Source organism: Frigoribacterium sp. AC759 (assembly GCF_979256015.1).
The window spans coordinates 57420-81939 of the sequence record NZ_CEEDMT010000012.1; the positions used below are offsets into that span (position 1 = coordinate 57420).

General features: G+C 70.8%; 24 protein-coding genes and 1 pseudogene. 20 read left to right on the forward strand and 5 right to left on the reverse strand.

The window, feature by feature from the left end:
• The 10 genes from ACZ6JE_RS10165 (at position 1) to rbfA (ending at position 11095) form a co-directional block, all read left to right on the forward strand.
• Positions 1–888, forward strand: a complete 888-nt coding sequence (locus ACZ6JE_RS10165; protein WP_464318870.1) for a DUF58 domain-containing protein — start codon at positions 1–3, stop codon at positions 886–888.
• Complete coding sequence (locus tag ACZ6JE_RS10170; protein ID WP_464318871.1) at positions 875–1357, forward strand: hypothetical protein; 483 nt, start codon at positions 875–877, stop codon at positions 1355–1357. The genes ACZ6JE_RS10165 and ACZ6JE_RS10170 overlap by 14 nt, the downstream gene beginning before the upstream one ends.
• Positions 1348–2349, forward strand: coding sequence for a vWA domain-containing protein (locus ACZ6JE_RS10175; RefSeq protein WP_464318872.1), 1002 nt, complete (start codon positions 1348–1350; stop codon positions 2347–2349). Before ACZ6JE_RS10170 ends, ACZ6JE_RS10175 begins: the two co-directional genes overlap by 10 nt.
• Positions 2346–3410 carry a vWA domain-containing protein gene (locus ACZ6JE_RS10180; RefSeq protein ID WP_464318873.1) on the forward strand — a complete coding sequence of 355 codons (1065 nt, stop codon included), beginning with the start codon at positions 2346–2348 and terminating at the stop codon, positions 3408–3410. Before ACZ6JE_RS10175 ends, ACZ6JE_RS10180 begins: the two co-directional genes overlap by 4 nt.
• Positions 3407–4231: a hypothetical protein gene (locus ACZ6JE_RS10185; RefSeq protein WP_464318874.1), complete on the forward strand. Its 825-nt coding sequence runs from the start codon at positions 3407–3409 to the stop codon at positions 4229–4231. The genes ACZ6JE_RS10180 and ACZ6JE_RS10185 overlap by 4 nt, the downstream gene beginning before the upstream one ends.
• A gap of 44 nt (positions 4232–4275) precedes the next feature.
• Positions 4276–6039, forward strand: a complete 1764-nt coding sequence (locus ACZ6JE_RS10190; protein ID WP_464318875.1) for a proline--tRNA ligase — start codon at positions 4276–4278, stop codon at positions 6037–6039.
• Positions 6040–6195: 156 nt separating this feature from the next.
• Positions 6196–7185 (forward strand): transcription termination factor NusA, encoded by a 990-nt coding sequence (nusA, locus tag ACZ6JE_RS10195; protein ID WP_192058055.1) that lies wholly within the window; start codon positions 6196–6198, stop codon positions 7183–7185.
• Positions 7186–7295: 110 nt separating this feature from the next.
• The gene (locus ACZ6JE_RS10200) at positions 7296–7598 is read left to right on the forward strand and encodes a YlxR family protein (protein WP_320479939.1); all 303 of its coding nucleotides are present in this window, start codon (positions 7296–7298) and stop codon (positions 7596–7598) included.
• 75 nt (positions 7599–7673) lie between these two features.
• Complete coding sequence (gene infB / locus ACZ6JE_RS10205) at positions 7674–10475, forward strand: translation initiation factor IF-2 (RefSeq protein WP_192058051.1); 2802 nt, start codon at positions 7674–7676, stop codon at positions 10473–10475.
• Positions 10476–10576: 101 nt separating this feature from the next.
• The gene (gene rbfA / locus ACZ6JE_RS10210; RefSeq protein ID WP_192058048.1) at positions 10577–11095 is read left to right on the forward strand and encodes a 30S ribosome-binding factor RbfA; all 519 of its coding nucleotides are present in this window, start codon (positions 10577–10579) and stop codon (positions 11093–11095) included.
• Here the strand turns inward: rbfA and ACZ6JE_RS10215 are convergent.
• Positions 11092–11961 (reverse strand): HhH-GPD family protein, encoded by an 870-nt coding sequence (locus ACZ6JE_RS10215; protein WP_464318876.1) that lies wholly within the window; start codon positions 11959–11961, stop codon positions 11092–11094. The genes rbfA and ACZ6JE_RS10215 overlap by 4 nt on opposite strands.
• A 71-nt stretch (positions 11962–12032) precedes the next feature.
• Between ACZ6JE_RS10215 and ACZ6JE_RS10220 the strand changes: the two genes are divergently transcribed.
• The 9 genes from ACZ6JE_RS10220 to ACZ6JE_RS10260 all read left to right on the forward strand — a co-directional run bounded on the left by ACZ6JE_RS10220 (position 12033) and on the right by ACZ6JE_RS10260 (position 19948).
• The gene (locus ACZ6JE_RS10220; RefSeq protein ID WP_464318877.1) at positions 12033–12593 is read left to right on the forward strand and encodes a nucleoside/nucleotide kinase family protein; all 561 of its coding nucleotides are present in this window, start codon (positions 12033–12035) and stop codon (positions 12591–12593) included.
• Positions 12594–12636: 43 nt separating this feature from the next.
• Positions 12637–13539 (forward strand): tRNA pseudouridine(55) synthase TruB, encoded by a 903-nt coding sequence (gene truB / locus ACZ6JE_RS10225; protein WP_464318883.1) that lies wholly within the window; start codon positions 12637–12639, stop codon positions 13537–13539.
• On the forward strand, positions 13536–13904 hold the full coding sequence (locus ACZ6JE_RS10230; RefSeq protein WP_464318878.1) for a hypothetical protein: 369 nt from the start codon (positions 13536–13538) through the stop codon (positions 13902–13904). Before truB ends, ACZ6JE_RS10230 begins: the two co-directional genes overlap by 4 nt.
• Positions 13905–13962: 58 nt before the next feature.
• Positions 13963–14376 carry a hypothetical protein gene (locus ACZ6JE_RS10235; protein WP_192058039.1) on the forward strand — a complete coding sequence of 138 codons (414 nt, stop codon included), beginning with the start codon at positions 13963–13965 and terminating at the stop codon, positions 14374–14376.
• Entirely contained in the window at positions 14376–15320 is a 945-nt protein-coding gene (locus tag ACZ6JE_RS10240; protein WP_320478327.1) for a bifunctional riboflavin kinase/FAD synthetase, read from the forward strand. The genes ACZ6JE_RS10235 and ACZ6JE_RS10240 overlap by 1 nt, the downstream gene beginning before the upstream one ends.
• 109 nt (positions 15321–15429) lie before the next feature.
• A complete protein-coding gene (locus tag ACZ6JE_RS10245; protein WP_464318879.1) occupies positions 15430–17097 on the forward strand; it encodes an SDR family oxidoreductase in 1668 nt (555 codons plus the stop codon).
• Positions 17098–17175: 78 nt separating this feature from the next.
• Positions 17176–17760, forward strand: coding sequence for a GDSL-type esterase/lipase family protein (locus tag ACZ6JE_RS10250; RefSeq protein WP_192058033.1), 585 nt, complete (start codon positions 17176–17178; stop codon positions 17758–17760).
• A gap of 75 nt (positions 17761–17835) precedes the next feature.
• A complete protein-coding gene (locus ACZ6JE_RS10255; protein WP_464318880.1) occupies positions 17836–18201 on the forward strand; it encodes a DUF6804 family protein in 366 nt (121 codons plus the stop codon).
• Positions 18202–18316: 115 nt separating this feature from the next.
• Positions 18317–19948, forward strand: a complete 1632-nt coding sequence (locus ACZ6JE_RS10260) for a stealth conserved region 3 domain-containing protein (RefSeq protein WP_192058030.1) — start codon at positions 18317–18319, stop codon at positions 19946–19948.
• Positions 19949–20053: 105 nt separating this feature from the next.
• Here ACZ6JE_RS10260 and ACZ6JE_RS10265 read toward each other — a convergent pair whose 3' ends face one another.
• On the reverse strand, positions 20054–20530 hold the full coding sequence (locus tag ACZ6JE_RS10265) for an NUDIX hydrolase (RefSeq protein ID WP_243215196.1): 477 nt from the start codon (positions 20528–20530) through the stop codon (positions 20054–20056).
• Positions 20531–20568: 38 nt separating this feature from the next.
• On the opposite strand from ACZ6JE_RS10265, the gene ACZ6JE_RS10270 reads away from it, so the two are divergent.
• Entirely contained in the window at positions 20569–21393 is an 825-nt protein-coding gene (locus ACZ6JE_RS10270; RefSeq protein WP_464318881.1) for an oxygenase MpaB family protein, read from the forward strand.
• A gap of 519 nt (positions 21394–21912) precedes the next feature.
• Here the strand turns inward: ACZ6JE_RS10270 and ACZ6JE_RS10275 are convergent.
• The 3 genes and pseudogenes from ACZ6JE_RS10275 to ACZ6JE_RS10285 all read right to left on the reverse strand — a co-directional run.
• On the reverse strand, positions 21913–22896 hold the full coding sequence (locus ACZ6JE_RS10275; RefSeq protein ID WP_192058024.1) for a phosphodiesterase: 984 nt from the start codon (positions 22894–22896) through the stop codon (positions 21913–21915).
• 226 nt (positions 22897–23122) lie between these two features.
• Positions 23123–24298, reverse strand: a complete 1176-nt coding sequence (locus tag ACZ6JE_RS10280; RefSeq protein ID WP_464318882.1) for an alcohol dehydrogenase catalytic domain-containing protein — start codon at positions 24296–24298, stop codon at positions 23123–23125.
• Positions 24299–24429: 131 nt separating this feature from the next.
• A pseudogene (locus ACZ6JE_RS10285) lies at positions 24430–24520 on the reverse strand (50S ribosomal protein L27); the annotation flags it as partial.

Genomic DNA, 24520 nt, shown 5'->3' on the forward strand with positions numbered 1-24520 from the left:
GTGCCCAGCCTGCTGCTCCGGGTGCGGACCACCATGTCCCTCCGCGCGCACCGTCGATCGCTCGATCTGCTCGAGGGCGGGTACGCGTCGATCCATCACGGTCGCAGCCACGACTTCGACGATCTCCGCGCCTACGTGGCCGGCGACGACGTCAAAGACATCGACTGGAAGGCCACGGCGCGGCACGGCGAGCCGCTGGTCAAGCGGTACATCGCGAGTCGCCGGCAGCATCTCGTGCTCGTGGTCGACACCGGGCGCAACATGGCGGCGACCGCGGCCGGCGGCGAGACGAAGCGCGACATCGCCGTCATGGCGGCCGGCGCCCTCGGCTACATCGCCGCCTCGCACGGCGACACGGTCTCGCTGGTCGCCGGCGACGAGTCGGGCACCCGCGCCTTCCCGTCGGGCGGCACCGAGGCGCACCTCGAGATGCTGCTGAGGCAGATCGACCGGCGCGTGTCGCTCGACTCGGCGCGCAGCGATCTCGTCGGGGTGCTCGACTGGGTCGCGCGCGGCATCCGCCGGAGGTCGATGCTGCTGGTCGTCACCGACGACGTCCCCCTCGACGACCGGCTCTCCCGGCTGCTCCGACGTCTCCGAGCGCAGCATGAGATCGTCTGGCTGACGGTCGGCGACGCCGACCTGATGACCCGGGGCGGTCGCGCGTCCGAGGTGTTCGACGTCCACGAGATGGCCGGTCTCCCGGCCTACCTCCGCGAGAACCGCGAGCTGCGGGTCGAGTTCGACCGTGCCGACGAGACCCTGCACGACGAGACCGAGCGCGGGCTCCGCGCGCTCGGCATCAGCAGCGAACGCGTCGGGAGCCGTGCCGAGGTCGTCGCGGCCCTGTTCACCCTGATCGATAAGCACCGCCGTGCTCGACGATAACGGCTTCTTCGGCCCGTACCAGTACCAGGGCTGGCTGCTCTACGCCATCGGGGGCGTGCTGCTGCTGGCACTGATCGCCGGCTGGTACGTGTTCGTCGTGCGCTTCACGGCCCGGCGGCTCCCTGCGGAGGCACGGCTCGCCCTCCGGGGTCGACCCGCGGTCGATCTCCCGTCGCTGCGAGCCCGCTACCTCGGGTTGATCGACGACGTGGCGATGGCGTCCGAGCGGGGTCAGCTCGACGAACGGGCCGTCCATTCGCGGTTGAGTCTGCTGCTCCGGTTCTTCGTGCACGAGACCGACGGCGTCGACACGCACGTGATGACCCTGGCCGACCTCCGCGAGACGGAGCTGCCACGGCTGACCGGCGCCGTCGAGCAGTTCTACCCTCCGGCCTTCCAGCGCCTGCACCCGGGGGACCCGGCCCGGGCCCTCGAGACCGCCCGAGAGGTCGTGCGGACGTGGGGCTGATCTTCTGGTGGATGCCGCCGGTGCTGCTGGTCGTCGTGGCGGTCGCGGCCGTCCTGGTGGTCCGCCGTCGGCGCGGCGACCGCGATCGGCTGCGGCGCCTCGGCACACCCGTGGCACACGGCGAACGCCTCACGCGCCTCCCCGTCTACCGCCGTCTCGTCGCCCGCTACCGGCTGGTCCTGATCGCGACCCTGGTGGCCCTCGTCGGGCTCGGCGGGGTCGCGGCGCTGCTCGCGTCGCGCGTCTCGAGCGTCGACGTCGTCGAGCCCCCGTCGTTCAAGCGGGACATCGTGCTCTGCCTCGACGTCTCGGGGTCGATGACCGAGGTCGACTCGCAGATCGTCGAGACCTTCGGTCGGCTGGCGGAGGGGCTCGACGGCGAGCGGATCGGACTCTCGCTGTTCGACAGCTCGTCGGTGACGGCCTTCCCGCTGACCGACGACTACGACTTCGTCCGCACCCAGCTCGAGCTCTACCGCCAGTCGTTCGACACCGTCGGAGAAGAGGGCACGCGGTACTGGTCGGGCACCGACCTGGGCGAGGGGGCCAGTCTGATCGGCGACGGTCTGGCCTCGTGCGTGCTCGGCTTCGACGACGACGGCGAGAGCACCAGACCCCGCTCGGTCATCCTCGCGACCGACAACTACGTCAACGGCGAGGCGCTCGTCACCCTGCCCGAGGCCGGCGAGCTCGCGACCGACCGCGACGTCCGCGTCTACGCCCTCAACCCGGCCGACTACTCGACCGACGCCGTCGCCGATGAGGTCGCGACCGAGCTCAAGACGACCGTCGAGTCGACCGACGGCGCCTACTACGCCCTCGACGACGACACGAGCGTCGCGAGCATCGTCGAGCAGATCGACGCGCGCGAGGCCGGCCTGTTCACCGGCGCCCGGCGCCTCGTGGTCACCGACGACCCCGTCGGCCTCGCGATCGCCGGTCTCGTGGCCGCGCTGGCCGCCCTGGTGCTCCTCTGGCGGGTGCGGCTGTGACGTCGATCGTCTTCGACCCCGTGCTCCCGACGTGGCTGCTGGCCGTCGCCGGGGTCCTCCTCGGCGGGTTCGCGGTCTGGCGTCTCGCGGCCGAGCGGCGCGGTCGTCGGCTCGCAGCCGCCTGGGCGCGCCGCCTGGCCGTCGTCGGTCTGCTCGTGGTGGTCGCGGCGCGGCCGGGGCTGCCCGGCGGGTCGGCGCAGGCGTCGTCCGCCGACCTCAACGTCTTCTTCGTCGTCGACACCACGTCGAGCATCGCCGCCGAAGACTGGGGCGAGGGCGAGCCGAGACTCGACGGCGTGCGCGCCGACGTGACGGCCATCGCCGAGCAGCTGGCCGGCGCCCGGTTCTCGCTCATCTCGTTCGACAGCACCGCCGTGCTGCGGACCCCGCTCACGGACGACGCCGCGGCCGTCGTGACGGCCGTCGAGGTCATGAACCGCGAGATCACGTACTACTCGACCGGCAGCTCGATCAGCGAGGCGAACGACCTCCTGGCCGAGCGTCTGGCCGAGGCACGCGAGACCGACCCCGGACGCGCCAACGTGGTCTACTACCTGGGCGACGGCGAGCAGACCGCCGACGCCGAACCCGAGTCGTTCGACGAGGCCGCCGGCGACGTCGACGGCGGAGCGGTCTTCGGCTACGGCACCGACGAGGGCGGGCGGATGAAGGTCTTCGACGGCTACGGCGACGACTACTCGGCCGACGAGTACATCGTCGACGGCACGCGGGCCGGTTCGCCCGACGCGGTGTCCCGCATCGACGAGGAGGCGCTGGGCGCCATCGCGACGCAGCTCGGCGTCCCGTACGTGCACCGTGACGCCGCCACCCCGGTCGATTCCGCCGTCGCCGACGCGCGCGACGGGCGGGTCACCTCGACCGACGCCCGCGCCGAGAACGTCACCGAGCTGTACTGGATCGCCGCGGTGCCCCTCTTCCTGCTGGTGCTCGTCGACATCGCGCTCGTGCTGCGCGCGCTCGGCGAGATCCGCGGGGGGCGGCGGGACGAGCCGACCCGCGCCTCCCCGGCTCCGGTCCCGTCGACGAGGTCGAGATCATGACGGCCCTGCTCGGGCCGCCGCCCGTCGACGACCGCGGCCCCTCGACGCTCGACGACGCCGGGATCACCGCCTACCGACGGAGACTCCGACGACGACTGCTCGGCTGGTCGCTGCCTGTGGTGCTCGTGGTGCTGCTCGTCGCGCTGAAGCTGCTCAGCATGCCCGTCTTCGCGGGGCTGACGCAGTGGGCCTACGACGACCGCGCCTACGAGCGCAGCACGACGCTGAGCGAGCCGCTCGGCGTCGCGAACCTCGTCGAGCCCTGGGTGTACCACTTCGACCGGGGCACCGGCTACGCGCAGATCGGCGTGCTCGACGTCGCCCGGCGCGAGTTCGGCACCGCGCTCGAGCTGGCACCCGACGACCCGACCATCTCGTGCGTCATCCGCACCGACCTCGTGCTCACCATCGAGGCGCAGGGCGACGCGGCGCTGCTCGAACTCCGGTACGACGACGCCGAGGCGCTGTTCCTCGAAGGGGCGAAGGCCATCGACGAGGCTCCCGAGGGCTGCTTCCAGCCCCCAGAGCAGCAGGGAGCGCCCGACACGTCCGAACCGCTCGAGGAGGCCGACGGCCGTCTCGACGAGAAGGAGCAGGAGGCGCAGCGCGAGCAGCAGGGCGGCGACCCGCAGCAGGGCGACGAGGGGGAGCCCGAGGGCGGCGACGCCGACGAGGGGGACGGAGGCGGCAGCGGGTCCGCCGACCCCCTCGACCGCCTGCGCGAGCAGGGCGAGCAGAGCCAGCGCGACCAGCAGCAGGAGAACGACCGTCAGCGGTACTACGAGCAGAACCCGGGGGAGTACGACGGGCGACCCTGGTGAGCCCCGACCGTCGCCGCCGCCGGGTGCGCCCCTAAACTGGAGCGGTGTCCACACGCCTCTCCCAGCTCTTCGTCCGCACCCTCCGTGAAGATCCCTCCGACGCGGAGGTGACGAGCCACCGGCTCCTCGTCCGCGCCGGCTACATCCGACGCCAGGCCCCGGGCGTGTTCGCCTGGCTGCCGCTCGGTCTCCGGGTCAAGGCCAAGATAGAGGCCGTCATCCGCGACGAGATGACCGCCGCCGGCGCACAGGAGGTGCACTTCCCCGCTCTGCTGCCCCGCGAGCCCTACGAGGTCACCGGCCGCTGGGTCGAGTACGGCGACGCGCTGTTCCGCCTGAAAGACCGCAAGGGGGGCGACTACCTGCTCGCCCCGACGCATGAAGAGGCCTTCACGCTGCTGGTCAAAGACCTCTATTCGTCGTACAAGGACCTGCCCCTGACGCTCTTCCAGATCCAGGACAAGTACCGCGACGAGGCCCGTCCGCGGGCCGGTCTGCTGCGCGGTCGCGAGTTCACCATGAAGGACGCCTACTCGTTCGACGTGTCCGACGCCGGTCTCGACGCCAGCTACCAGGCCCAGCGCGACGCCTACGAGCGCATCTTCACGCGACTCGGTCTCGAGTACGTGATCGTCAAGGCCGACGCCGGGGCGATGGGGGGTTCGCGCAGCGAGGAGTTCCTGCACCCGACGGCCGTCGGCGAAGACACCTTCGTGCGCTCCGCAGGCGGCTACGCGGCCAACGTCGAGGCCTTCACGACCGTCGTGCCCGAGTCGATCGCCCTCGAGGGTCTGCCCGAGGCGCACGAGCTCGAGCCCGCCGACACGCCGACGATCGCGTCGCTCGTCGACCAGCTCAACGAGAGCCACCCCCGGGCCGACGGCCGCGACTGGACGGCGGGCGACACGCTCAAGAACGTCGTCGTGGCGCTCAGTCACCTCGACGGCTCGCGCGAGCTCGTCGTCGTCGGGCTGCCCGGCGACCGCGACGTCGACATGAAGCGACTCGAGGTGGCGTTCGCCCCGGCCGAGGTCGACGCGGCGGGCGACGCCGACTTCGCGAAGAACCCCGTGCTCGTCAAGGGCTACCTCGGCCCGCAGGTGCTCGGACTCGAGTCGGACTCGGGCATCCGCTACGTCGTCGACCCCCGCGTCGTCGAGGGCTCCGCCTGGGTCACCGGGGCGAACCGCCAGGGCGTGCACGTCTCCGGTCTGGTCGCCGGTCGCGACTTCACCCCCGACGCCGTCATCGAGGCCGCCCAGGTGCGCGAGGGCGACCCCGCCCCCGACGGCTCCGGTCCCATCGAGACGGCGCGCGGCATGGAGATCGGCCACGTCTTCCAGCTGGGTCGCAAGTACGCCGAGGCGCTGGGGCTCAAGGTGCTCGACGAGAACGGCAAGCAGGCCACGGTGACGATGGGCTCGTACGGCATCGGCGTGACCCGCATCCTGGCCGTCATCGCCGAGTCGAACAACGACGAGAAGGGGCTCGTCTGGCCCGCGAACGTGGCGCCCTTCGACGTCCACGTCGTCGCGACCGGTAAGGACCCGGTCGTGTTCGAGGTCGCCGAGAAGCTCACTGCCGATCTCGAGGCGCATCGACTCGACGTCCTCTACGACGACCGCCCCAAGGTCTCGCCCGGGGTCAAGTTCGGCGACGCCGAGCTGCTGGGCGTCCCGCAGATCGTCGTCGTCGGACGCTCCGCCGGCGAGGGGATCGTCGAGCTCTGGGATCGCCGCACCGGTGAGCGGACCCCCGTGCCCGTGGCCGAGGCGGTCGCGACCCTCTCGGCTCCCCGCACCGTCTGAGCGGCGGTCGACCCGCGCCTCCTCGACTCCGAGCCCAGGAGGCGCGGGTCGACCGGGCCGGCCGTCCCGCGGTCGCCCCTCACTCGGGTACCGTAGGGGGATGCTGTGTGCGCCACCGCGCGTGCAGCCTGCAGATCTGAATAGTGGAGGCCCTCAGTGGACATCGACCTGAGTGTGCTGCGCCTCATGGAGCGCGAGCGTGAAATTCCCTTCGACGAGCTCGTGGGCATCATCGAGCAGGCCATCCTCACGGCCTACCTGAAGCACACGGACCAGCCCGAGAGCCGCGTTCCGGCTGCTCGCGTCGAACTAGACCGGAAGACCGGCCACGTGTCCGTCTTCGCCATCGAGCGCGACGAGGAGGGCGAGGTCGTCGGCGAGTCCGTCGACAGCCCGAGCGACTTCGGTCGCATCGCCGCGTTCGCCGCCAAGCAGGTGATCAACCAGCGTCTCCGCGACATCGGCGACGACAAGGTGCTCGGCCAGTTCAAGGGCCGTGAGGGCGACATCGTCGCCGGCGTCATCCAGCAGGGGCCGAACCCCCGCATGGTGCACGTCGACCTCGGCACCATCGAGGCGATCCTGCCGCCCGAAGAGCAGGTGCCGGGCGAGAAGTACGTGCACGGGTCGCGCATCCGCGTCTACGTGACGGGTGTGAGCAAGGGCACGAAGGGGCCGCAGATCACGGTCTCGCGCACGCACCCGTCGCTCGTCCGCAAGCTGTTCTCGCTCGAGGTGCCGGAGATCGCGAGCGGCGTCGTCGAGATCGTGTCGCTGGCGCGCGAGGCCGGTCACCGCACCAAGATCGCCGTGCGCGCCACCGAGGCCGGCGTCAACGCCAAGGGCGCCTGCATCGGCGAGATGGGCGCGCGCGTCCGTGCCGTGCAGACCGAGCTGAACGACGAGAAGATCGACATCGTCGACTACTCGAGCGACCTGCCCGTCTTCGTGGCCAGCGCCCTGTCGCCGGCCAAGGTGTCGTCGGCGTTCGTCATCGACAAGGCGACGAAGGCCGTCCGCGCGCTCGTGCCCGACTACCAGCTCTCGCTCGCCATCGGCAAGGAGGGCCAGAACGCCCGCCTCGCCGCGAAGCTGACGGGCGCGCGGATCGACATCCAGCCCGACAGCATCCTCGAAGACGACTGAGCGGATGGCGATCCGGTCACACGGATGAGCCGTCCAGCCCGACAGCATCCTCGCCGACGACTGAATCGCCGAGACCGGGCGTCTCGTATCCGACGACCCGAGGGGGTAAGGTGGAACCCGTCAGAACGTGCATCGGTACTCGAGCGCGCGCTCCGCGATCCTCACTCGTGAGGGTCGTCGCCCGAAACGGACGCCTCGTGGTCGACCCGACCGCGTCGCTCCCCGGGCGGGGTGCGTGGTTGACGCCGTCGATCGACGCGTTCGAGTCGGCAGCGAAGCGCAGGGCCTTCCGCCGTGCGCTCCGCCTCGACTCCGAACCCGACATCGACGAGCTCCGCGCCTATTTCACGCGGATCACCGCTGCACGACCAGTAGCCACGACAGAACAGGCTGAACGGCACATGGACAACTAATGAGCGGCTCGAAATGAGACCCGTCCAGAACTGAAGGCTCTTCCCGTCTCGGGAGGAGCCCGAGACAGGAGAACTGTGGCTAAACCACGCGTACACGAGATCGCCAGCGAGCTGGGGATCGACAGCAAGACCGCACTAGAGAAGCTCAAGGAGATGGGCGAGTTCGTCAAGGGCCCGTCGTCCAGCGTCGAGCCCCCCGTGGCTCGCAAGCTGCGTCAGGCGTTCGCCGGCGCCGCCAAGCCCGCCGCCACGCCGGCTGCATCCTCGGCCGCACCCGCTGCACCGGCGGCCCCCAAGGCTCCGGCCTCGTCGGCACCCAAGCCCGGCGGTCCCCGCCCCGCTGCCCCCAAGCCCCCGGTGGCCGAGCCCGAACCGGCTGCCGCCCCGGTCGCCGAGCCCGACGTCGAGGCTGCTCCGGCGCCCGTCGCCCCGCTGACCGTCGCCGAGCGCCAGGCTCAGGCCGAGGCGCAGCGCGCCGCAGCCGCTGCGGCGAAAGACGACACGGCCGCACCCGCCGCCGACACCGCCACGCCCGGTGCCGCCGGCCCCAAGCCCGGCGGACCGCGCCCGGGCGCACCCCGTCCCGGCAACAACCCGTTCGCGAGCAACCAGGGCATGGGTCGGCCGAGCGCCCCCCGTCCCGCAGGCTCCGGTGCGGCCAGCAGCATGCCGCGTCCCGGTGGCGCAGCGGGCCCGCGCCCGATGGCTCCGCGTCCCGGCGCCCCTCGTCCCGGTGCACCCCGCCCCGGCGTCGGTGCCAGCCCCCGTCCCAACGGCTTCGGCCAGCGTCCCGCCGGTGCGGGTGCCCGTCCCGGCGGTGCCGGTGGCGGGTTCCAGCGTCCCGGTGGCGGCGCTCCCGGCGCTGCAGGCGGATTCCGCCCCGGCTTCGGCCCGCCCCGTCCCGCCGGTGGCGGCGGCGGTCGCGGTCGTGGTCCCGGTGGCGGCACGGCCGGTGCCTTCGGTCGCGGTGGCGGCAAGAGCAAGGCCCGCAAGTCGAAGCGGACGAAGAGGGCCGAGTTCGAGATGCGCTCGGCTCCGTCGCTGGGTGGCGTCAGCGTCCCCCGTGGCGACGGCAGCACGATCGTCCGTCTCCGTCGCGGCGCCTCGATCAGCGACTTCGCCGACAAGATCGACGCGAGCCCCGGCAACCTGGTGACCGTCCTCTTCCACCTCGGTGAGATGGCGACGGCGACCGAGTCCCTCGACGAGGCGACCTTCCAGGTCCTCGGCGAAGAGCTCGGCTACAACATCCAGGTCGTCTCGCCCGAAGACGAAGACAAGGAGCTCCTCGAGGGCTTCGACATCGACCTCGAGCAGGAGCTCGAGGACGAGGACGAGTCCGTCCTGCAGATCCGTCCTCCCGTCGTCACGGTCATGGGTCACGTCGACCACGGTAAGACGCGACTCCTCGACGCGATCCGCAACGCGAACGTGGTCGCCGGCGAAGCCGGTGGCATCACCCAGCACATCGGCGCGTACCAGGTCTGGGCACCGCACGAGGGCGTCGAGCGCGCCATCACCTTCATCGACACACCCGGTCACGAGGCGTTCACCGCCATGCGTGCCCGTGGTGCGCAGGTCACCGACATCGCGATCCTCGTGGTCGCGGCCGACGACGGCATCATGCCGCAGACGGTCGAGGCGCTGAACCACGCCCAGGCGGCCAACGTGCCGATCGTGGTCGCGGTCAACAAGATCGACAAAGAGGGTGCGAACCCGGCGAAGGTGCGTCAGCAGCTCACCGAATACGGCCTCGTCGCCGAGGAGTACGGCGGAGACGTCATGTTCGTCGACGTGTCGGCGCGCGACAACAAGAACATCGACGCGCTGCTCGAGGCCGTCCTCCTCACGGCGGACGCCGGTCTCGACCTGCGGGCGAACCCCGACAAGGACGCCCGTGGTGTCGCGATCGAGGCCCGTCTCGACAAGGGACGCGGTGCCGTCGCGACGGTGCTCATCCAGTCGGGCACGCTGCGCGTCGGAGACGCCATCGTCGCCGGCACGGCCTACGGCCGCGTCCGAGCGATGATGGACGAGAACGGCGAGGCCGTCCTCGAGGCCTACCCCAGCCGCCCCGTGCTGGTGCAGGGTCTGTCGAGCGTCCCGCGAGCCGGCGACACCTTCCTCGTCACCGAGGAGGACCGCACGGCCCGCCAGATCGCCGAGAAGCGCGAAGCCGTCGAGCGCAACGCCTCGCTGGCCAAGGCCCGCAAGCGCATCTCGCTGGAGGACTTCACCCGCGCACTCGAAGAGGGCAAGGTCGAAGCGCTCAACATCATCATCAAGGGCGACGTGTCGGGTGCCGTCGAGGCGCTCGAGGAGTCGTTGCTCAAGATCGAGGTGGACGACAGCGTGCAGCTGCGCATCATCCACCGCGGTGTGGGTGCGGTCACCGAGAGCGACGTCAACCTGGCGACCGTCGACAACGCGGTCATCATCGGGTTCAACGTGCGACCCGACACGAAGGCTCGCGAGCGCGCTGCTCGCGAGGGTGTCGACGTCCGCTTCTACTCGGTCATCTACGCGGCGCTCGAAGACATCGAGAACTCGCTCAAGGGCATGCTCAAGCCCGAGTTCGAAGAGAAGCAGTCCGGTGTCGCCGAGATCCGCGAGATCTTCCGCTCGTCGAAGGTCGGCAACATCGCCGGTGTCATCGTCCGCTCCGGAACGATCACCAGGAACGCCCGGGCCCGGGTCATCCGCGAGGGCGTCGTCGTCGGCGACAACCTGGCGATCGACTCGCTCCGTCGCTTCAAGGACGACGTCACCGAGGTCCGTACGGACTTCGAGGCCGGTATCGGTCTCGGCAAGTTCAACGACATCCAGATCGGCGACGAGATCGAGACCATCGAGATGGTCGAGAAGCCGCGGGTCTGACCCCCGGCGTCATCGCAGCACACGAGGCCCCGCTCCGACTACGGTCGGGGCGGGGCCTCACCCCTCTCGCCATGACGGCGAACAGCACGAAGGAGCTCACAATGGTCGACGCGCAACGCGCCCGCAAGATGGCCGACCGCATCCAGGAGATCGTCGCCCGACGTCTCGAACGCGGCATCAGAGACCCCCGCCTCGGATTCGTCACGATCACCGACGTCAAGGTGACCGGCGACCTGCAGCACGCCTCGATCTTCTACACGGTCTACGGCACCGACGAAGAACGTCGCGACACCGGTGCCGCACTCAAGTCGGCGACCGGCATGCTCCGCAGCGAGGTCGGCAAGAACATCACGGCGCGGCTGACACCGAGCCTCGAGTTCATCCTCGACGCCCTGCCCGAGAACGCGGCCTCGATCGACCGTCTCCTGCAGGAGGCGCGACAGCGTGATCACGAGAGCCAGACGATGGCCTCGTCCGCGGAGTTCGCCGGTGACGCCGACCCGTACGTGAAGCCCCGCGATCTCGACGACGACGAGGACGACATCGACGCGGACGACGAGGAGGCGGCCGTCACGCCGACCTCGGGCGACCCCGACGAGTCCGACGCCCCGAACCGCTAGTCGGCGAGGACGTAGCCCTCGTCGGACGACCCCGTGGCGAGTCCGTCACGGATCAACCCGGCGAGGGCGCGTTCGCGTTGCGCCGCGTCCGCCCAGACGGAGTCGAGCTCCGTCTGCGACACGGGTACGTCGCTGGCGCGCAGCTCGGCCATGATGAGGCCCCGGACCTGACGGTCCGAGCCCTCGAACCTCGCCTGGCCCCGGAGGCGCGGGCCGACATGCTCCGGACGTCCGGCCAGCACCCACGCGCACCCGTCGACCAGGGGGCACACGTCGCACCGGGGCGAGCGCGCCGTGCAGACCAGCGCACCCAGCTCCATGACTCCTGCGCTGACGACCCGCGCCTCCTCGGTGTCCTCGGGGAGCTGCGCCTCCATGAGGGGGAGGTCGCGACCGGCCTTCGGGGCCCACGGTTCGGCGAGTCCCTCGACGGCACGGGCGAGGACCCTCCTGACGTTCGTGTCGACCACCGGATGGCGGTGTCCGAAGGCGAACACGGCGACGGCACGCGCCGTGTAGTCGCCGACTCCCGGCAGCGCGAGCAGGGAGGGGACGTCTTCGGGGACGACGCCGTCGTGGCGCTCCACGATGGCGACGGCTGCGGCGTGGAGAGCCAGCGCCCGGCGGGGGTAGCCGAGTCGATCCCACGCGCGGACCGCCTCCGACGCGGGCGACGCGGCGAGATCGCGAGGCGTCGGCCAGCGCTCGAGCCACAGCTCGAGGCGCGGCACGACCCGGGCCACGGGCGTCTGCTGCAGCATGATCTCGCTGACGAGAGTGCCCCAGGCGGTGAATCCGGGGCGGCGCCACGGAAGATCGCGACCTTCGACTCGGAACCACGCGGCGACGGCGGGGGAGATGCTCACCGGACGAGCCTACGTGCGTCGGCGCACGGCGGTCCCCGCTCGTTGTCGGAGGTGCGGCGTAGCGTGGACGCATGACGACCAGATGGGCTCCGGCCAAGAAAGACACCCTCCGCGAGCTCGCGGCCGAGATAGTGCACAACTACGGCCGCGGCCGGGTCGTCGTCGCCGTCGACGGCGACACCGCCGGTGCCCCGGGGGTGGGCCCCTTCGCCGACGACCTCGCCGAGGCGATCCGCGAGTCCGGTCAGACGGCCTTCCGCGCCTCCCTCCGGGCCTTCTCCCGACGACCGGCGTCGGCGCCGCGCGACGCCGACCCCGAGCTCGACGAGAGCGTCCTGCGTCGAGTGCTCGTCGAGCCGTTCCTCCTCGGTGGCAGCACGGGCTGGGTCGAGGCGGCCTTCGACCCCGAGGCGGATCGCGCGCTCGAGCCCACCTGGGTGACGGGTCCGGCCGACGCCGTCCTGGTGGTCGACGGCACCGACATGAGCCGCCCCGGGTTGTCGGGCATCTGGCACTACCGGGTGTGGGTGTCGGTGGGCGACGCCCGCACGGCGGGTCGTGCCACGGCCTCCGCCGTCGTCGGCAACGACGATCCGGAGCATCCGCGTCGACGATTCGACGACGCATGCTGAGCACGGTGCGGCACGGGGCCGCCTCGACCTGCGATAACGTCGTCTGGTGAACAGCGGCATCCTCCTCGTCGACAAGCCGCAGGGCATCACCAGCCACGACGTCGTCGCCCGGGTACGACGCGCAGCGGGAACCCGCAAGGTGGGCCACGCCGGCACACTCGACCCCCTGGCCACCGGTCTGCTCGTCGTCGGTCTCAATTCGTCGACCCGGCTCCTGACGTTCCTCGTCGGTCTCGACAAGGGCTACGACGCGACCATCCGCCTCGGCGTCTCGACCACCACCGACGACAGCGAGGGCGACGTGATCGGCCGTGCCTCCGCCGCGTCGGTCACCGATTCCGCGATCGACCAGGGCGTCGCAGCCCTCACCGGCCCGATCAGCCAGGTGCCGACCACGGTCAGCGCCATCAAGGTCGACGGTCGCCGCGCCTACGACCTCGCCCGCGAGGGCGTCGAGGTCGAGCTGAAGGCTCGCGACGTGACGATCTCCGAGTTCACCGTCCTCGACCGGCGAGAGACCGTGGTCGACGGTCTGATCGTCCGCGACCTCGACGTGCGGGTGTCGTGCTCGTCGGGGACGTACGTCCGGGCGCTGGCTCGAGATCTCGGCGCGGCACTCGGCGTCGGCGGGCACCTGACGGCGTTGCGCCGGACTCGCGTGGGGCCGTTCGACGTCACCCGCGCCTCCGTCCTCGAGGGCATCGACGTCGCACCCGCCCTGCTCGCGCCGGCGGACGTCGCCGAGACGCTGTTCCCGGTGTGGCGCATGACCGCCGACGAGGCGACCGACCTGGGCCACGGCAAGCGCGTGGCCCTCGCACTCGACGACGCCGACGGGCCGATCGCGGCCCTCACGCCTCACGGCGCTCTCGCCGGGCTCGTCTCGGTGAGCGGCGGGCGTGCGAGACCCATCGTCAACTTCCCGAGCGACGAGGTCGTCCTGTGATCGAGTGGTTCACCTGGGTGCAGGTCGTCGTGGCCTGCGTGGCGGGCATCGTCTGCCTCGTCGCGGGCTTCTCGGGGCGTCTGCCGAACGACATCACCGTCGGGGCGACCGCGCTCGTCCTGGTGCTGCTCCTCGTGCAGCTGGTGGTGGCGATCGTCGCTCCCTTCACCGGCAACGATCCGACCGGCAACGTGGTCGAGTTCTACATCTATCTGATCTCCGCCATCCTGCTGCCGCCGTTGGCCGTCGTGTGGGCGCTGGTCGACCGTTCCCGCTGGAGCAACGTCGTCCTGGCCGCCGCGGTCTTCGCCGTCGCGGTCATGGTCTACCGGATGCTCCAGATCTGGACGGTGCAGACGGCATGATCTCCCTCCACCCTCCCCGGTCGTCGAACGGCGACCCCGAGTCATATCCTTGGTCGTGATGGACACTCAGAAGTCAACGCGCGCGGTCGGTGTCGGCCGTGTGCTGATCGTCGTCTACGCCGTGCTCGCCCTAGCAGCGACCGGGCGTTCGGTCTTCCAGATCCTCGAGCAGTTCTCCGAGGCCCCGCTCGCCTACACGCTGAGCGCCCTCGCGGCCGTCGTCTACATCGTCGCCACCGTGTCGCTGATCACCCGCGGCCGGACCTCGTACGCGGTCGCGTGGGCCACGATCGCCTTCGAGCTCGCCGGCGTGCTGATCGTCGGCCTGCTGACCACCCTCGACCCCGAGCTCTTCCCCGACGACACCGTCTGGTCGTTCTTCGGTCGCGGGTACGGCTTCATCCCGCTCGTCCTCCCCGTGCTGGGCATGATCTGGCTGGCTCGCACGAGACCCCGCGGCGGCTCCCGCTGATGGAGTTCTACGGATCGGCGGCCGACGTCCCCGAGGGGTTCGGACCGAGCGCGGTGACCATCGGCAAGTTCGACGGCGTGCACGTGGGTCATCGAGCGGTCATCGACCTGCTCGAGGAGGTCGCGGCCGCCGAGGGGCTGACGGCCACCGTCGTGACCTTCGACCGCCACCCCCTCGCCGTCCTCCAGCCCGACCGGGTCCCGACGGCTCTGGTCAGCAACCGCCAGAAACGCGAGCTGCTCGACGCGGCCGGGGTGGCGGCGACCCTGATGCTGCCGTTCGACGACGAGCTCAGGGCGCTCACGCCGACCGAGTTCGTCGACCGGATCCTCGTGGGCGCCCTGCACGCCCGGGTGGTCTTCGTCGGCGACGACTTCCGGTTCGGTGTCCGGGGGAGCGGCTCCGTCGCGACGCTCCGTGAGCTGGCCGGGTCGCGGGGCTTCAGGGTCGTGTCGATCGACGACGTGCGTCCTGCGGGCGGGCGCCGCGCCTCCTCGACCTGGATCCGCGAGCTGCTCGACTCGGGGCGCGTGCGCGAGGCCGGTCATCTGCTCGGGCGCGAGCCGGCAGTCCGCGGCGTCGTCGTGCACGGCGAGCAGCGCGGCCGCGAGCTGGGGTTCCCAACGGCGAATCTGGCACCGTTCAGCGAGGGGTTCGTCCCCGCCGACGGGGTCTACGCCGCCCGGGTCGTGATCGACGGGGTCACCTACCCCGCGGCCGTGTCGGTCGGCAACAACCCCACCTTCGACGGCGTCCCCGCCAAGCAGGTCGAGGCGCACCTGCTCGACGTGACCCTCGACCTCTACGGTCGAGAGGCGACGGTCCACTTCGTCGACTGGGTGCGCGGCAACGTCCGGTTCGACGGACTCGACGCCCTCATCGAGCACATCGCCGCCGACGTGAGACGGACGCGCGAGATCCTCGGGGTCCCCGCCCCGGCCTGATCGGCGGTGGCGCGTCTGCGCGCCACGCCGGCGTCGGATCGGCTCCGTCGGCCGCGACGCCCGCGTCAGCTCAGCCGGCCGCGTCGGCCCGATCGTCCGAAGCCGGTCGATGCTCGCTGTCGGGGGTGCGGCGTACGGTGGGGCCGTGCCAGAGAATCGAGCCCCCGACGTCCCCCCGTCCGACGACCCGACCGACGTGGACGGCGCCGTGGCGCGACGACGCGTGCTGGTCACCGGGGCGACTGGCTACATCGGCGGTCGCCTCGCGCCGCGACTCGTCGAGGCCGGGGCGGACGTCCGCGTCCTCGTCCGCTCGCCCGAGAAGCTCGTCGACGTCCCCTGGGCCCGACATGTCGAGATCCTCCAGGGCGACCTCACCGACCCCGACTCGGTCGCACCCGCGATGGCGGGCGTCGACGTCGTCTACTACCTCGCGCACGCCATGGGCGGCAAGGGCGACTTCGGGCAGGCCGAGTCGCAGGCCGCTCACACGGTCGCCGACGCGGCGGCGGCAGCCGGGGTGGGGCGCATCGTCTACCTCGGCGGTCTGCACCCCGACGGCGAGCTGTCGAAGCATCTCCAGTCGCGGAAGGACGTCGGCGACATCCTGCTCGCGAGCGGCGTTCCGACCGTCGCGCTCCAGGCCGGCGTCGTGATCGGGTCGGGCTCGGCCTCGTTCGAGATGATCCGCCACCTCACCGACGTGCTCCCGTACATGCCGGCGCCCAAATGGGTCCGCAACCGCATCCAGCCGATCGCGGTCCGCGACGTGCTGCATTATCTGCTCGGTGCGGCCGACGTGCCGTCCGACGTCAACCGGACCTTCGACATCGGCGGGCCGGACGTCCTGCGCTACGGCCAGATGATGAACGGCTACGCGCTCGAAGCGGGGCTGAAGCAGCGCCCCATCGCGTCGCTGCCCGTGTTCACGCCGTGGCTCGCCTCGCAGTGGGTCAACCTCGTCACGCCGGTGCCGCGTGCGCTGGCCGTGCCGATCATCGCATCCCTGCAGTACGACTGCGTCGTCCACGAGCGCGACATCGACCGCTACATCGCCCCGCCGTCGGCCGGTCTGCTGCGTTACCGGGTGGCCGTCCGCCTGGCCCTGCAGCGCGAGAAGGACGGCGACGTCGAGACGAGCTGGCAGGACAGCAGCGTCTCGGGGGCCCCGAGCGACCTGCTGCCGAGCGACCCCGACTGGTCGGGCCACACGGTCTACACCGACGATCGCGAGACCGAGACGTCGGCGCCGCCGGCCGAGCTGTGGCGCGTCGTCGAGAGCATCGGCGGCGAGAACGGCTGGTACTCGTTCCCGCTCGCGTGGGCCGCACGGGGTTGGATGGACCGCCTCGTGGGCGGGGTGGGCCTCCGGCGCGGTCGTCGCAGCCAGACGACCCTCCGCGTCGGCGATGCGCTCGACTGGTGGCGGGTCGAGAAGCTCGAGCACGGCACGCTGCTGCGACTGCGCGCCGAGATGAAGGTCCCGGGAGGCGCGTGGCTCGACATGACGGTCACCCCCGTCGACGGGGGCGGTTCCCATTACCGCCAGCGTGCGGTGTTCTTCCCGCAGGGGCTGGGCGGGCGCCTGTACTGGTTCGCCATCCTGCCGTTCCACGGCGTGATCTTCTCGGGCATGCTCAAGCGCATCACCGCCACGGCCGAGAGGGACGCCGCCGAGCGGTCCGTGGCTCCTGCCGGGGCGACGACCTCGGCGACCGCTGCGTCGTCCGTCCCGGCGTCGGCTGCGGGGTCGGCCGACGCGACCGGCGTCGCGTGAGTGCGCCGCGCCTCCTTGTCGCTTCCCAGCGGTTGCTGACAGCATGGGTCGACAGTGCTTTGTACAGAGAGGTCGGACATGTCGAACGATGAGAAAGTGGTGTTCGTCGGAGACGACGTCACCCGGGCCGGAGACTGGGGCACCTGGTTCCCCGGAGACGACGTCGTGAACCTCGGTGTCGACGGCGACACCACGGCCACACTGGCCGAGAGGGTCGATCAGATCGTGGCGGCGCAACCCGACTCGGTGGTCCTCCTCATCGGCACGAACGACTTCACCGCCCGGCGGTCCGTCGAGCAGGTCGTGCGCGGGGTCGAGAGTCTGCTCGTGACCCTCCGGCGGGAGCTGCCGGGCAGTCGATTGCTGCTGCAGTCGATCCTGCCTCGCGGGGCCGAGCTCGCGCCGCGCATCCGCGACGCCAACCGGCACCTCCGTCAGTTCTCGTCCACGGTGAGGGCGCAGTACCTCGATCTCTGGCCGGCTCTCGCCGACGACGCGGGCGAGGCGATCAGGCCCGAATTCACGACCGAGAACGGGCGGCTGACCCCTGAGGGGTACGAGGCGTGGCTCGACGAGCTGCGACCGGGTCTCGAGCGTCTGCGCGACGAACCGCCGATGAGTCGGCCGCTCAGCGTGCTGAACATCCCGTACGACATCGACTGAGTTCCGGCACGGGGGCGCCCGATAGGCTCGGTCGGTACGCCCGCAGGCCGTCTGCGGTCCATCGAGAGGTCTCCCGTGCCCACGCCCACCGCACCCGCATATACCCGCCCCGCCCTGGCCCCCGGCCTGCTGGGGGCGTTGGCGCTCGTCGTCGGGGTCGTGCTGCTCGACTCGGGGCTGTTCATCGGCTTCCGCTACGTCGCGTCGATCCTGGCGTTGATCATGCTGGTCTTCGCCGTCCGCGGCCGGACCTGGTGGGCGACGCCCCTCCTCGCGGCCGTCGCCGTCATCTGGAACCCGGTCGTCGTGATCCCGATCACCGGTCAGCCCTGGGCGGCGCTGCAGTTCGTCGCCGCGGGGGTGTTCATCGCGGTCGGCGTCGTCGTCAAGGTGCCGACGGACGAGGCCGGCACGACCCGCCGGGCCGCCACTCGTCGCTGACGGCAGGCCCGCCCGCGGCGGTCCGCCGAGCGGAGTGCGCGAGCTACCGCTAAAATCAAATGTTCCCCCAGGGTGCAGCGGCCTACCCGAGGCCCGCACGGAAGGTTGAGTCTGAATGGTCACCGAGATCACCGGTACGACGGAGAGTCCGCTCCTGACCCCCCGTCCCCGATCCGGTGGTCTCGATCGCGACGACATCGTGCTCCGCAAGGGGCAGTTCACACTGCTGAACGGCCATCTGACGCCGCAGCAGTCGATGATCGAAGACCTGCTGTACCTCCGTCGGGTCCTCGACGAGGCGGACGTGCCCTACCTCCTCGTGCGGGGCAACGACATCCGTCCGGTGATCGCGATCGACATCGTGCACCGTGAGGCCTTCGTCACGGCGATGGTCGAGGCGTCCGCGAGCGAGCCGTTCTACGCGAAGGCCGGCAAATCGCGGGCGGTGCTGGTCGTCGAGGGCGGTCTCGACGTCGAGGCCGAACGCATCTTCAAGATCTACCGGCCGAGGGTCGAGCCCATCGGCCGTCTGCGCTACGGTGCGGGCACGGCCGTGCAGGTCGAGTTCTGGATCGTCACGGACGACGAGATCCTGGCCCCGACCGAGAACGCCCTGATGCGCACAGCCCTCCCGCGCGACGAGGCAGTCGAAGGCACCGTCGAGCGCTTCGGGCTCGAGTGGCCCACCCTGGCGCACATGTTCGACGACCACGCGACGGACATCACGTTCGAGATCGACCTGATCTTCTCCTGGGTCGACGGGAACTCCGTCGAGTACCAGCGGGCTCGTGCAGCGCAGGCCAAGCGGCATGTCGTGGGCGAGGGAGACGACGCCCCGGCTCGGTTCCGCCAGATCGACGAGCTGAAGTACGCGCTCCGTTCGGTCTACATGTTCGCCCCCTGGGTTCGCACCATCTACATCGCCACCGATTCGCCTGTCCCCGAGTGGCTCGGCGACCACCCGCGGGTGCGCGTCGTGCGCAGCGAGGAGTTCTTCTCCGACCTGTCGTACCTGCCGACCCACAATTCTCAGGCCGTCGAATCGCAGCTGCACCACATCGAGGGTCTCAGCGAGCACTTCCTGTACTCGAACGACGACATGTTCTTCGGTCGTCCGGTCGCGCCGTCGATGTTCTTCTCACCGGGGTCGGTGACGAAGTTCATCGAGGCCGACACCCGCATCGGCCTCGGGCTGAACAACCCCGAGCGCAGCGGCTTCGAGAACGCCGCCCGGGTCAATCGTCGTCTGCTCCAGCAGCGTTTCGGACGCGTCACCACCCGGCACCTCGAGCACACGGCCGCGCCCCTCCGACGCAGCGTGATGTACGAGCTCGAGCACGAGTTCGCGGCCGAGTTCGCCGCGACGGCCGCGAGTCCCTTCCGGGCGAAGGAGAACATCTCCGTCACCAACTCGCTGTACCACTACTACTCGCTGATGACCGGGCGGGCGATCGTCCAGGAGAACGCGCGCGTCAGCTACATCGACACGACGATGGTCTCGGGCCTCGCCTCGTTGTCCGACCTCCTCAAGAAGCGGTCCGACGACTTCTTCTGCCTCAACGACGGCAGTTTCCCCGAGGTCAGCGACGAAGAGCGCACCGCGACGGTGACGGACTTCCTCGAGCGCTACTACCCGTTCGCCGCCCCGTGGGAGCAGGCCGAGATGGATCGCGTCGCTCGCGAGAGCGCCGAACAGGATCGTCGTTCGTTGCGCGCAGGCGGAGTGCAGGGCAGCCTCGAGGGCTGAACGTCCCGGCGGGTCTGCTGGGTCTGCGGGGGTCTGCCGCGCCTCCTCGGCTCCCACGGGGGTCGCGGGTCGCTCGAGCGCCCTGCGCGTCTCGGGTGGCTCGGGTCAGGCGGGCGTCGTGCCGAAGCGCGCGGCGACCTCGTCGGACAGCGCGGCCTCGATGCGCCGGGTCATCTCGGTGCTCATCGGGGGAAGCGCCGTCGTCGAGAACCAGCGCGCCTCGGTGTTCTCGCCGTCGGCCGGGTGGGGTTCGCCCGCTCGGTGGCTCATGACGAACGTATGGTCGATGTACTGGGCTCGGTCGCCGTTGCCGTAGACGATCTCGTCGGTCACGCCGACGGCGGCCAGACGCTCGGGCACGGCCACGACGCCGGCCTCCTCGAGGGTCTCTCGGACGGCCGCGTCGGCGGGGTGCTCACCTGGATCGATGATGCCCGTGACCGGCGTCCAGGCGCCCGTGTCGGCACGACGGACGAGCAGGATGTCGTCGCCGCGGACGACGACCGCCGTCACCCCCGAGAGCCACAGCCGTTCGGTGCCGATCTTCTCTCGGAGGGACAGGACGAAATCGGGCGTCGACATGGGAGAACCCTACCGAGGGCGGCCTCTAGGCTGACCGCATGAGGCTGCCCTGGACACTGCGCGGAAGCGATGTGCGGACCATCGGCGACATGGCGGGGGAGTCCGTGCTGCTCGCCGGGGGCGGGCGGGCGATCCTGCTGCAGCTGGCCGACCCTGCCGTCGGGCATGGCGTGGCCGATCACAGCGACTTCGTCGACCGGCCCCTGTCGAGGCTGCACGGCACGATGACCTACCTGTACGCCGTCGTCTTCGGCTCGACCGCGGAGCGCGCGCATGTGCGCCGTGAGGTCGGACGGGCGCATCGACCCGTCCACGCCGACGGCAGCCAGGGGGTCCGCTACGACGCCTTCGACCCGGCATCGCAGCTCTGGGTGGCGGCGACCCTCTACGACTCGGCCATGACGATCTTCGAGCAGGTGCACGGCCCCCTGACTCCCGAGGTCGCCGACTCGGTCTACCAGGAGTACGCCGTCGTGGGGACGGCCTTGCAGATGCCCCGCGAGCTCTGGCCCGCCGACCGCGAGGCCTTCGCCCGGTACTGGGCTGGGGCGGTCGACGCACTCGTCGTCGACGACGTCACTCGCGGCGTGGCCCGCCAGCTGCTGCACCCCGTGAACGTGCCCTGGTGGCTCCGCGTGCTCATGCCGGTGGCGCGGTGCGTCACGCTGGGGTCGCTGCCCGAGTCCGTCCGGCTCCGGTTCGACCTGCCGTGGAGCGCCCGGTCCGCCCGTCGGTACGCGCGGGTCATGGGCGTCGCGGCGGTCGTCGTGCCGCATCTGCCGCCGCGACTGCGCCATGTGCTCCGCGACGGGTATCTGCGGCGGATGCGCGCCGCCATGGCGTCCGCGCCGCCTCGGGGCTGAGTTCCGAGATCTGAGTCTCTATGTCTGAGGCCCGAGATCTGAGGCCGGAGATCTGAGGCCCGGAGACACCCGGGGGCCGCGCGCCGGGCCGCGCGTCGGGCCGGGCCTTCTGCCGCGCTGCTGTGCCGCCCCCTGTCGCGCCGGCCGTCGGCAATTCCTGGCCCCTGCGCCCTTCGGCTGATGAATACCCCCGTTCAAGGGCGTCGTCGGGTGCGGCGGGCAAGGATGAGGAGTTGCCGACGCGGGGCGCGTCCCGCCGCCTGCGCAGATCTCGTGTTCGGATTCAGCACGTGTGTGGTCGCGCGCTGTCGGTAACTCCCCACGCGTGCAGACGTTCGCGACCCGGCCCGCGCATCCTCGGGGCGGGCGACTCGCGGCGACGCACAGGTGAGGAGTTGCCGACGCGCACCGCGGCTGCTCGCGTTCTCGACCAGCACCGACCGGCACCGGCCGGCACCGGCCGGCACCGGCACGAACCGAACCGACGCGACGAGGCGCCCCAGGCGCCCGGCACCGCCGCTACAGGGTGTCGATGGGCCCGGTGAGGGCGTAGTCCTGCCGAGCAGGCGCGGCGAGCGGCAGCGGCACGGGCGCGGTGTCGGTCGCCCGGTGGCGCGGTGCCGCCGGGGCGATGCGCACCCCGGCGAGGGCCAGGCGCTCGGCCACGACGTCGGCCGGGACGCGTTCGCCGACGGTCTCGTAGGTGCCGATCGGCACGACCGAGTGCACGACAGAGCCCTCGTACACGTGCACCAGGTTGAACGACTGGGCGCCGTCGCGTCCGCGGGTGCCGCCGCCCGCGGCGTTGAGATCCTGCGTGTAGCAGGTCGCCGAGGCCACGGAGACGGGGATCCCCGCGAAGACCGTGTTGGTCGAGTAGTGCAGGTGCCCGGCGATGATCGACCGCACGTCGCTGCCTTCGACGACCTCGGCCAACGACGCCTGGTCACGCAGCTCGACGAGGGCGGTGAGGTCTTGAACGCTCGGCACGGGCGGGTGGTGCATCGCGATGATGGTGCCGTCGGGGGCGTCGGTGCTGAGCTCCTCCGCCAGCCAGTCGAGCTGCTCGCCCGACAGCTCGCCGTAGTGGTGCCCGGGCACGGTGGTGTCGAGGGTGATGATCCGCAGACCGTTGACGTCGTAGACGAGGTCGACCGGTCGCTGCGACGGCAGCTGGCCGAAGAGCTGCTCCCGGAAGGCCCCGCGCTCGTCGTGGTTGCCCATCGCCCAGATGACCTGGGCGCCGAGGCGGTCGGCCATCGGCTGGACGAGCTCGCGCAGCTTCCGGTAGGCGTCCGGCTCGCCTTTGTCGGCCAGGTCGCCCGTGAAGACGATCGCCTCGGGGCTGTTTCCCGAGGCCTCGATCTCGGCGACGATCTGCCGGAGACGGGCCTCGCTGTCGACGGCCCCGTAGAGGTCGCCGTCACCGCCGACGAGATGCGTGTCGCTGAGGTGCAGGATGAAGTGGTTCGGCCTGGGGTGTTCGGCCGTCCGGAGATCCATGGTTCTCTCTTCGATGTCGCCGACGGGGGCTCGGGACGAGACCCTCGTTGTTGATTCGACACTAAGTCCATCACTGGATTGCTCCGAATGTCATGAACGCAGGTGCGCGTTTCGATGAACTGTCGGCTAACTCGTCGTATTCCCGTCGGCCGTCCACGCACGGACGGCACCCCACGACCCGAGGAGGCGCGGGTCGCGAGGTGCCGTCGATGTCAGGACCTGCAGGTCAGGGCTTCAGGACCACCTTGATGCAGCCGTCGTCCTTCTGCTTGAACAGCTCGTACATGGCGGGGGCCTCGGCGAGCGGCACGGGGTGCGTGACGAGGTCCATCGTGCCGAGCGGGTCGGCCGGGTCCTCGACGAGGGGAATCAGGGTGTCCATCCACCGCTGCACGTTGCACTGGCCCATCTTGAGGGTGATCTGCTTGTCGAACAGCGTGAGGAACGGCGTCGGGTCGGCAGTGCCGCCGTACACGCCGCTGAGCGACACGGTGCCGCCGCGGCGGACGATCTCGAACGCGAGGTGCATGGCGCCGAGGGCGTCGAGGCCGGCCTTCTGCAGGACGGCCTGGTCGACCTTGTCGGGGAGGACGGCGGCGAACTTCTGCACGGCGGTCACTCCGCCGTGGTCGTGGGCCTCCATGCCGACGGCGTCGAGGACGGAGTCGGGCCCGCGGCCGTCGGTCATCCCCGACACGACGTCGGCGATGTCCTTCGTGAGGTCGAGCACCTCGACGCCGTGGCGCTCGGCCATGGCGCGGCGCTCGGGGACGGGGTCGATGCCGATCACGCGGTAGCCGCGGTGCACGCCGATGCGGGACGCGAACTGGCCGACCGGTCCGAGTCCGAGCACGACGAGCGTGCCGCCCTCGGGGACCTGCGCGTACTCGACGCCCTGCCACGCGGTGGGGAGGATGTCGCTGAGGAACAGGTACCGCTCGTCGGGCAGGTCGTGCCCGACCGTGACGAGGTTGGCGTCCGCGAGGGGGACTCGCAGCTGCTCGGCCTGCCCGCCGGGCACCTGGCCGTAGAGCTTGCTGAAGCCGTACAGGGTCGCGCCCGAGCCGTACTCGGTGACCTGGGTCGTCTCGCACTGCGAGAAGAGCCCGCGATCGCACATGAAGCAGTCGCCGCAGGCGATGACGAACGGGACGACGACGCGGTCGCCGACCTTGACGCGTCCGACGGCGGATCCGACCTGGGTGACGACACCCATGGTCTCGTGTCCGAGGATGTCGCCCTTGTCGAGGTACGAGTCGAAGACGTCGTAGAGGTGCAGGTCGCTGCCGCAGATGGCGGCGGACGTCACCTTGATGACGGCGTCGGTGGGGTCGATGATGCGGGGGTCGGGGACGTCCTCAACCGAGACTTTGGTGACCGACTGGTAGGTGAGTGCTCTCATCGTTCCCGTCTACGCGCCGCGGCACACAGTGACCTGGCAGAGGGGTACAGGATCGTCCTCCATCGTGCCGGGACGCGGAACGGGGCGACCGGACCGAAGCCCGATCGCCCCGAGGCGCGTGCTGCCGAGACCTACGCGGTGACGGCGGCGACGATGTTGACGACCTTGCGGCCGCCCTTGTTGCCGAACTCGACGGAGCCGGGTGCGAGGGCGAAGAGGGTG

Excerpts from the sequence above, each read along its gene's own strand:
- ACZ6JE_RS10185 (WP_464318874.1), top strand. The coding sequence starts at position 3,407 with ATGACGGCCCTGCTCGGGCCGCCGCCCGTCGACGACCGCGGCCCCTCG.
- rbfA (WP_192058048.1), top strand. The coding sequence starts at position 10,577 with ATGGTCGACGCGCAACGCGCCCGCAAGATGGCCGACCGCATCCAGGAG.
- ACZ6JE_RS10220 (WP_464318877.1), top strand. The coding sequence starts at position 12,033 with ATGACGACCAGATGGGCTCCGGCCAAGAAAGACACCCTCCGCGAGCTC.
- ACZ6JE_RS10235 (WP_192058039.1), top strand. The coding sequence starts at position 13,963 with ATGGACACTCAGAAGTCAACGCGCGCGGTCGGTGTCGGCCGTGTGCTG.
- ACZ6JE_RS10240 (WP_320478327.1), top strand. The coding sequence starts at position 14,376 with ATGGAGTTCTACGGATCGGCGGCCGACGTCCCCGAGGGGTTCGGACCG.
- ACZ6JE_RS10245 (WP_464318879.1), top strand. The coding sequence starts at position 15,430 with ATGCTCGCTGTCGGGGGTGCGGCGTACGGTGGGGCCGTGCCAGAGAAT.
- ACZ6JE_RS10250 (WP_192058033.1), top strand. The coding sequence starts at position 17,176 with ATGTCGAACGATGAGAAAGTGGTGTTCGTCGGAGACGACGTCACCCGG.
- ACZ6JE_RS10260 (WP_192058030.1), top strand. The coding sequence starts at position 18,317 with ATGGTCACCGAGATCACCGGTACGACGGAGAGTCCGCTCCTGACCCCC.
- ACZ6JE_RS10265 (WP_243215196.1), bottom strand. The coding sequence starts at position 20,530 with ATGTCGACGCCCGATTTCGTCCTGTCCCTCCGAGAGAAGATCGGCACC.
- ACZ6JE_RS10270 (WP_464318881.1), top strand. The coding sequence starts at position 20,569 with ATGAGGCTGCCCTGGACACTGCGCGGAAGCGATGTGCGGACCATCGGC.
- ACZ6JE_RS10275 (WP_192058024.1), bottom strand. The coding sequence starts at position 22,896 with ATGGATCTCCGGACGGCCGAACACCCCAGGCCGAACCACTTCATCCTG.
- ACZ6JE_RS10280 (WP_464318882.1), bottom strand. The coding sequence starts at position 24,298 with ATGAGAGCACTCACCTACCAGTCGGTCACCAAAGTCTCGGTTGAGGAC.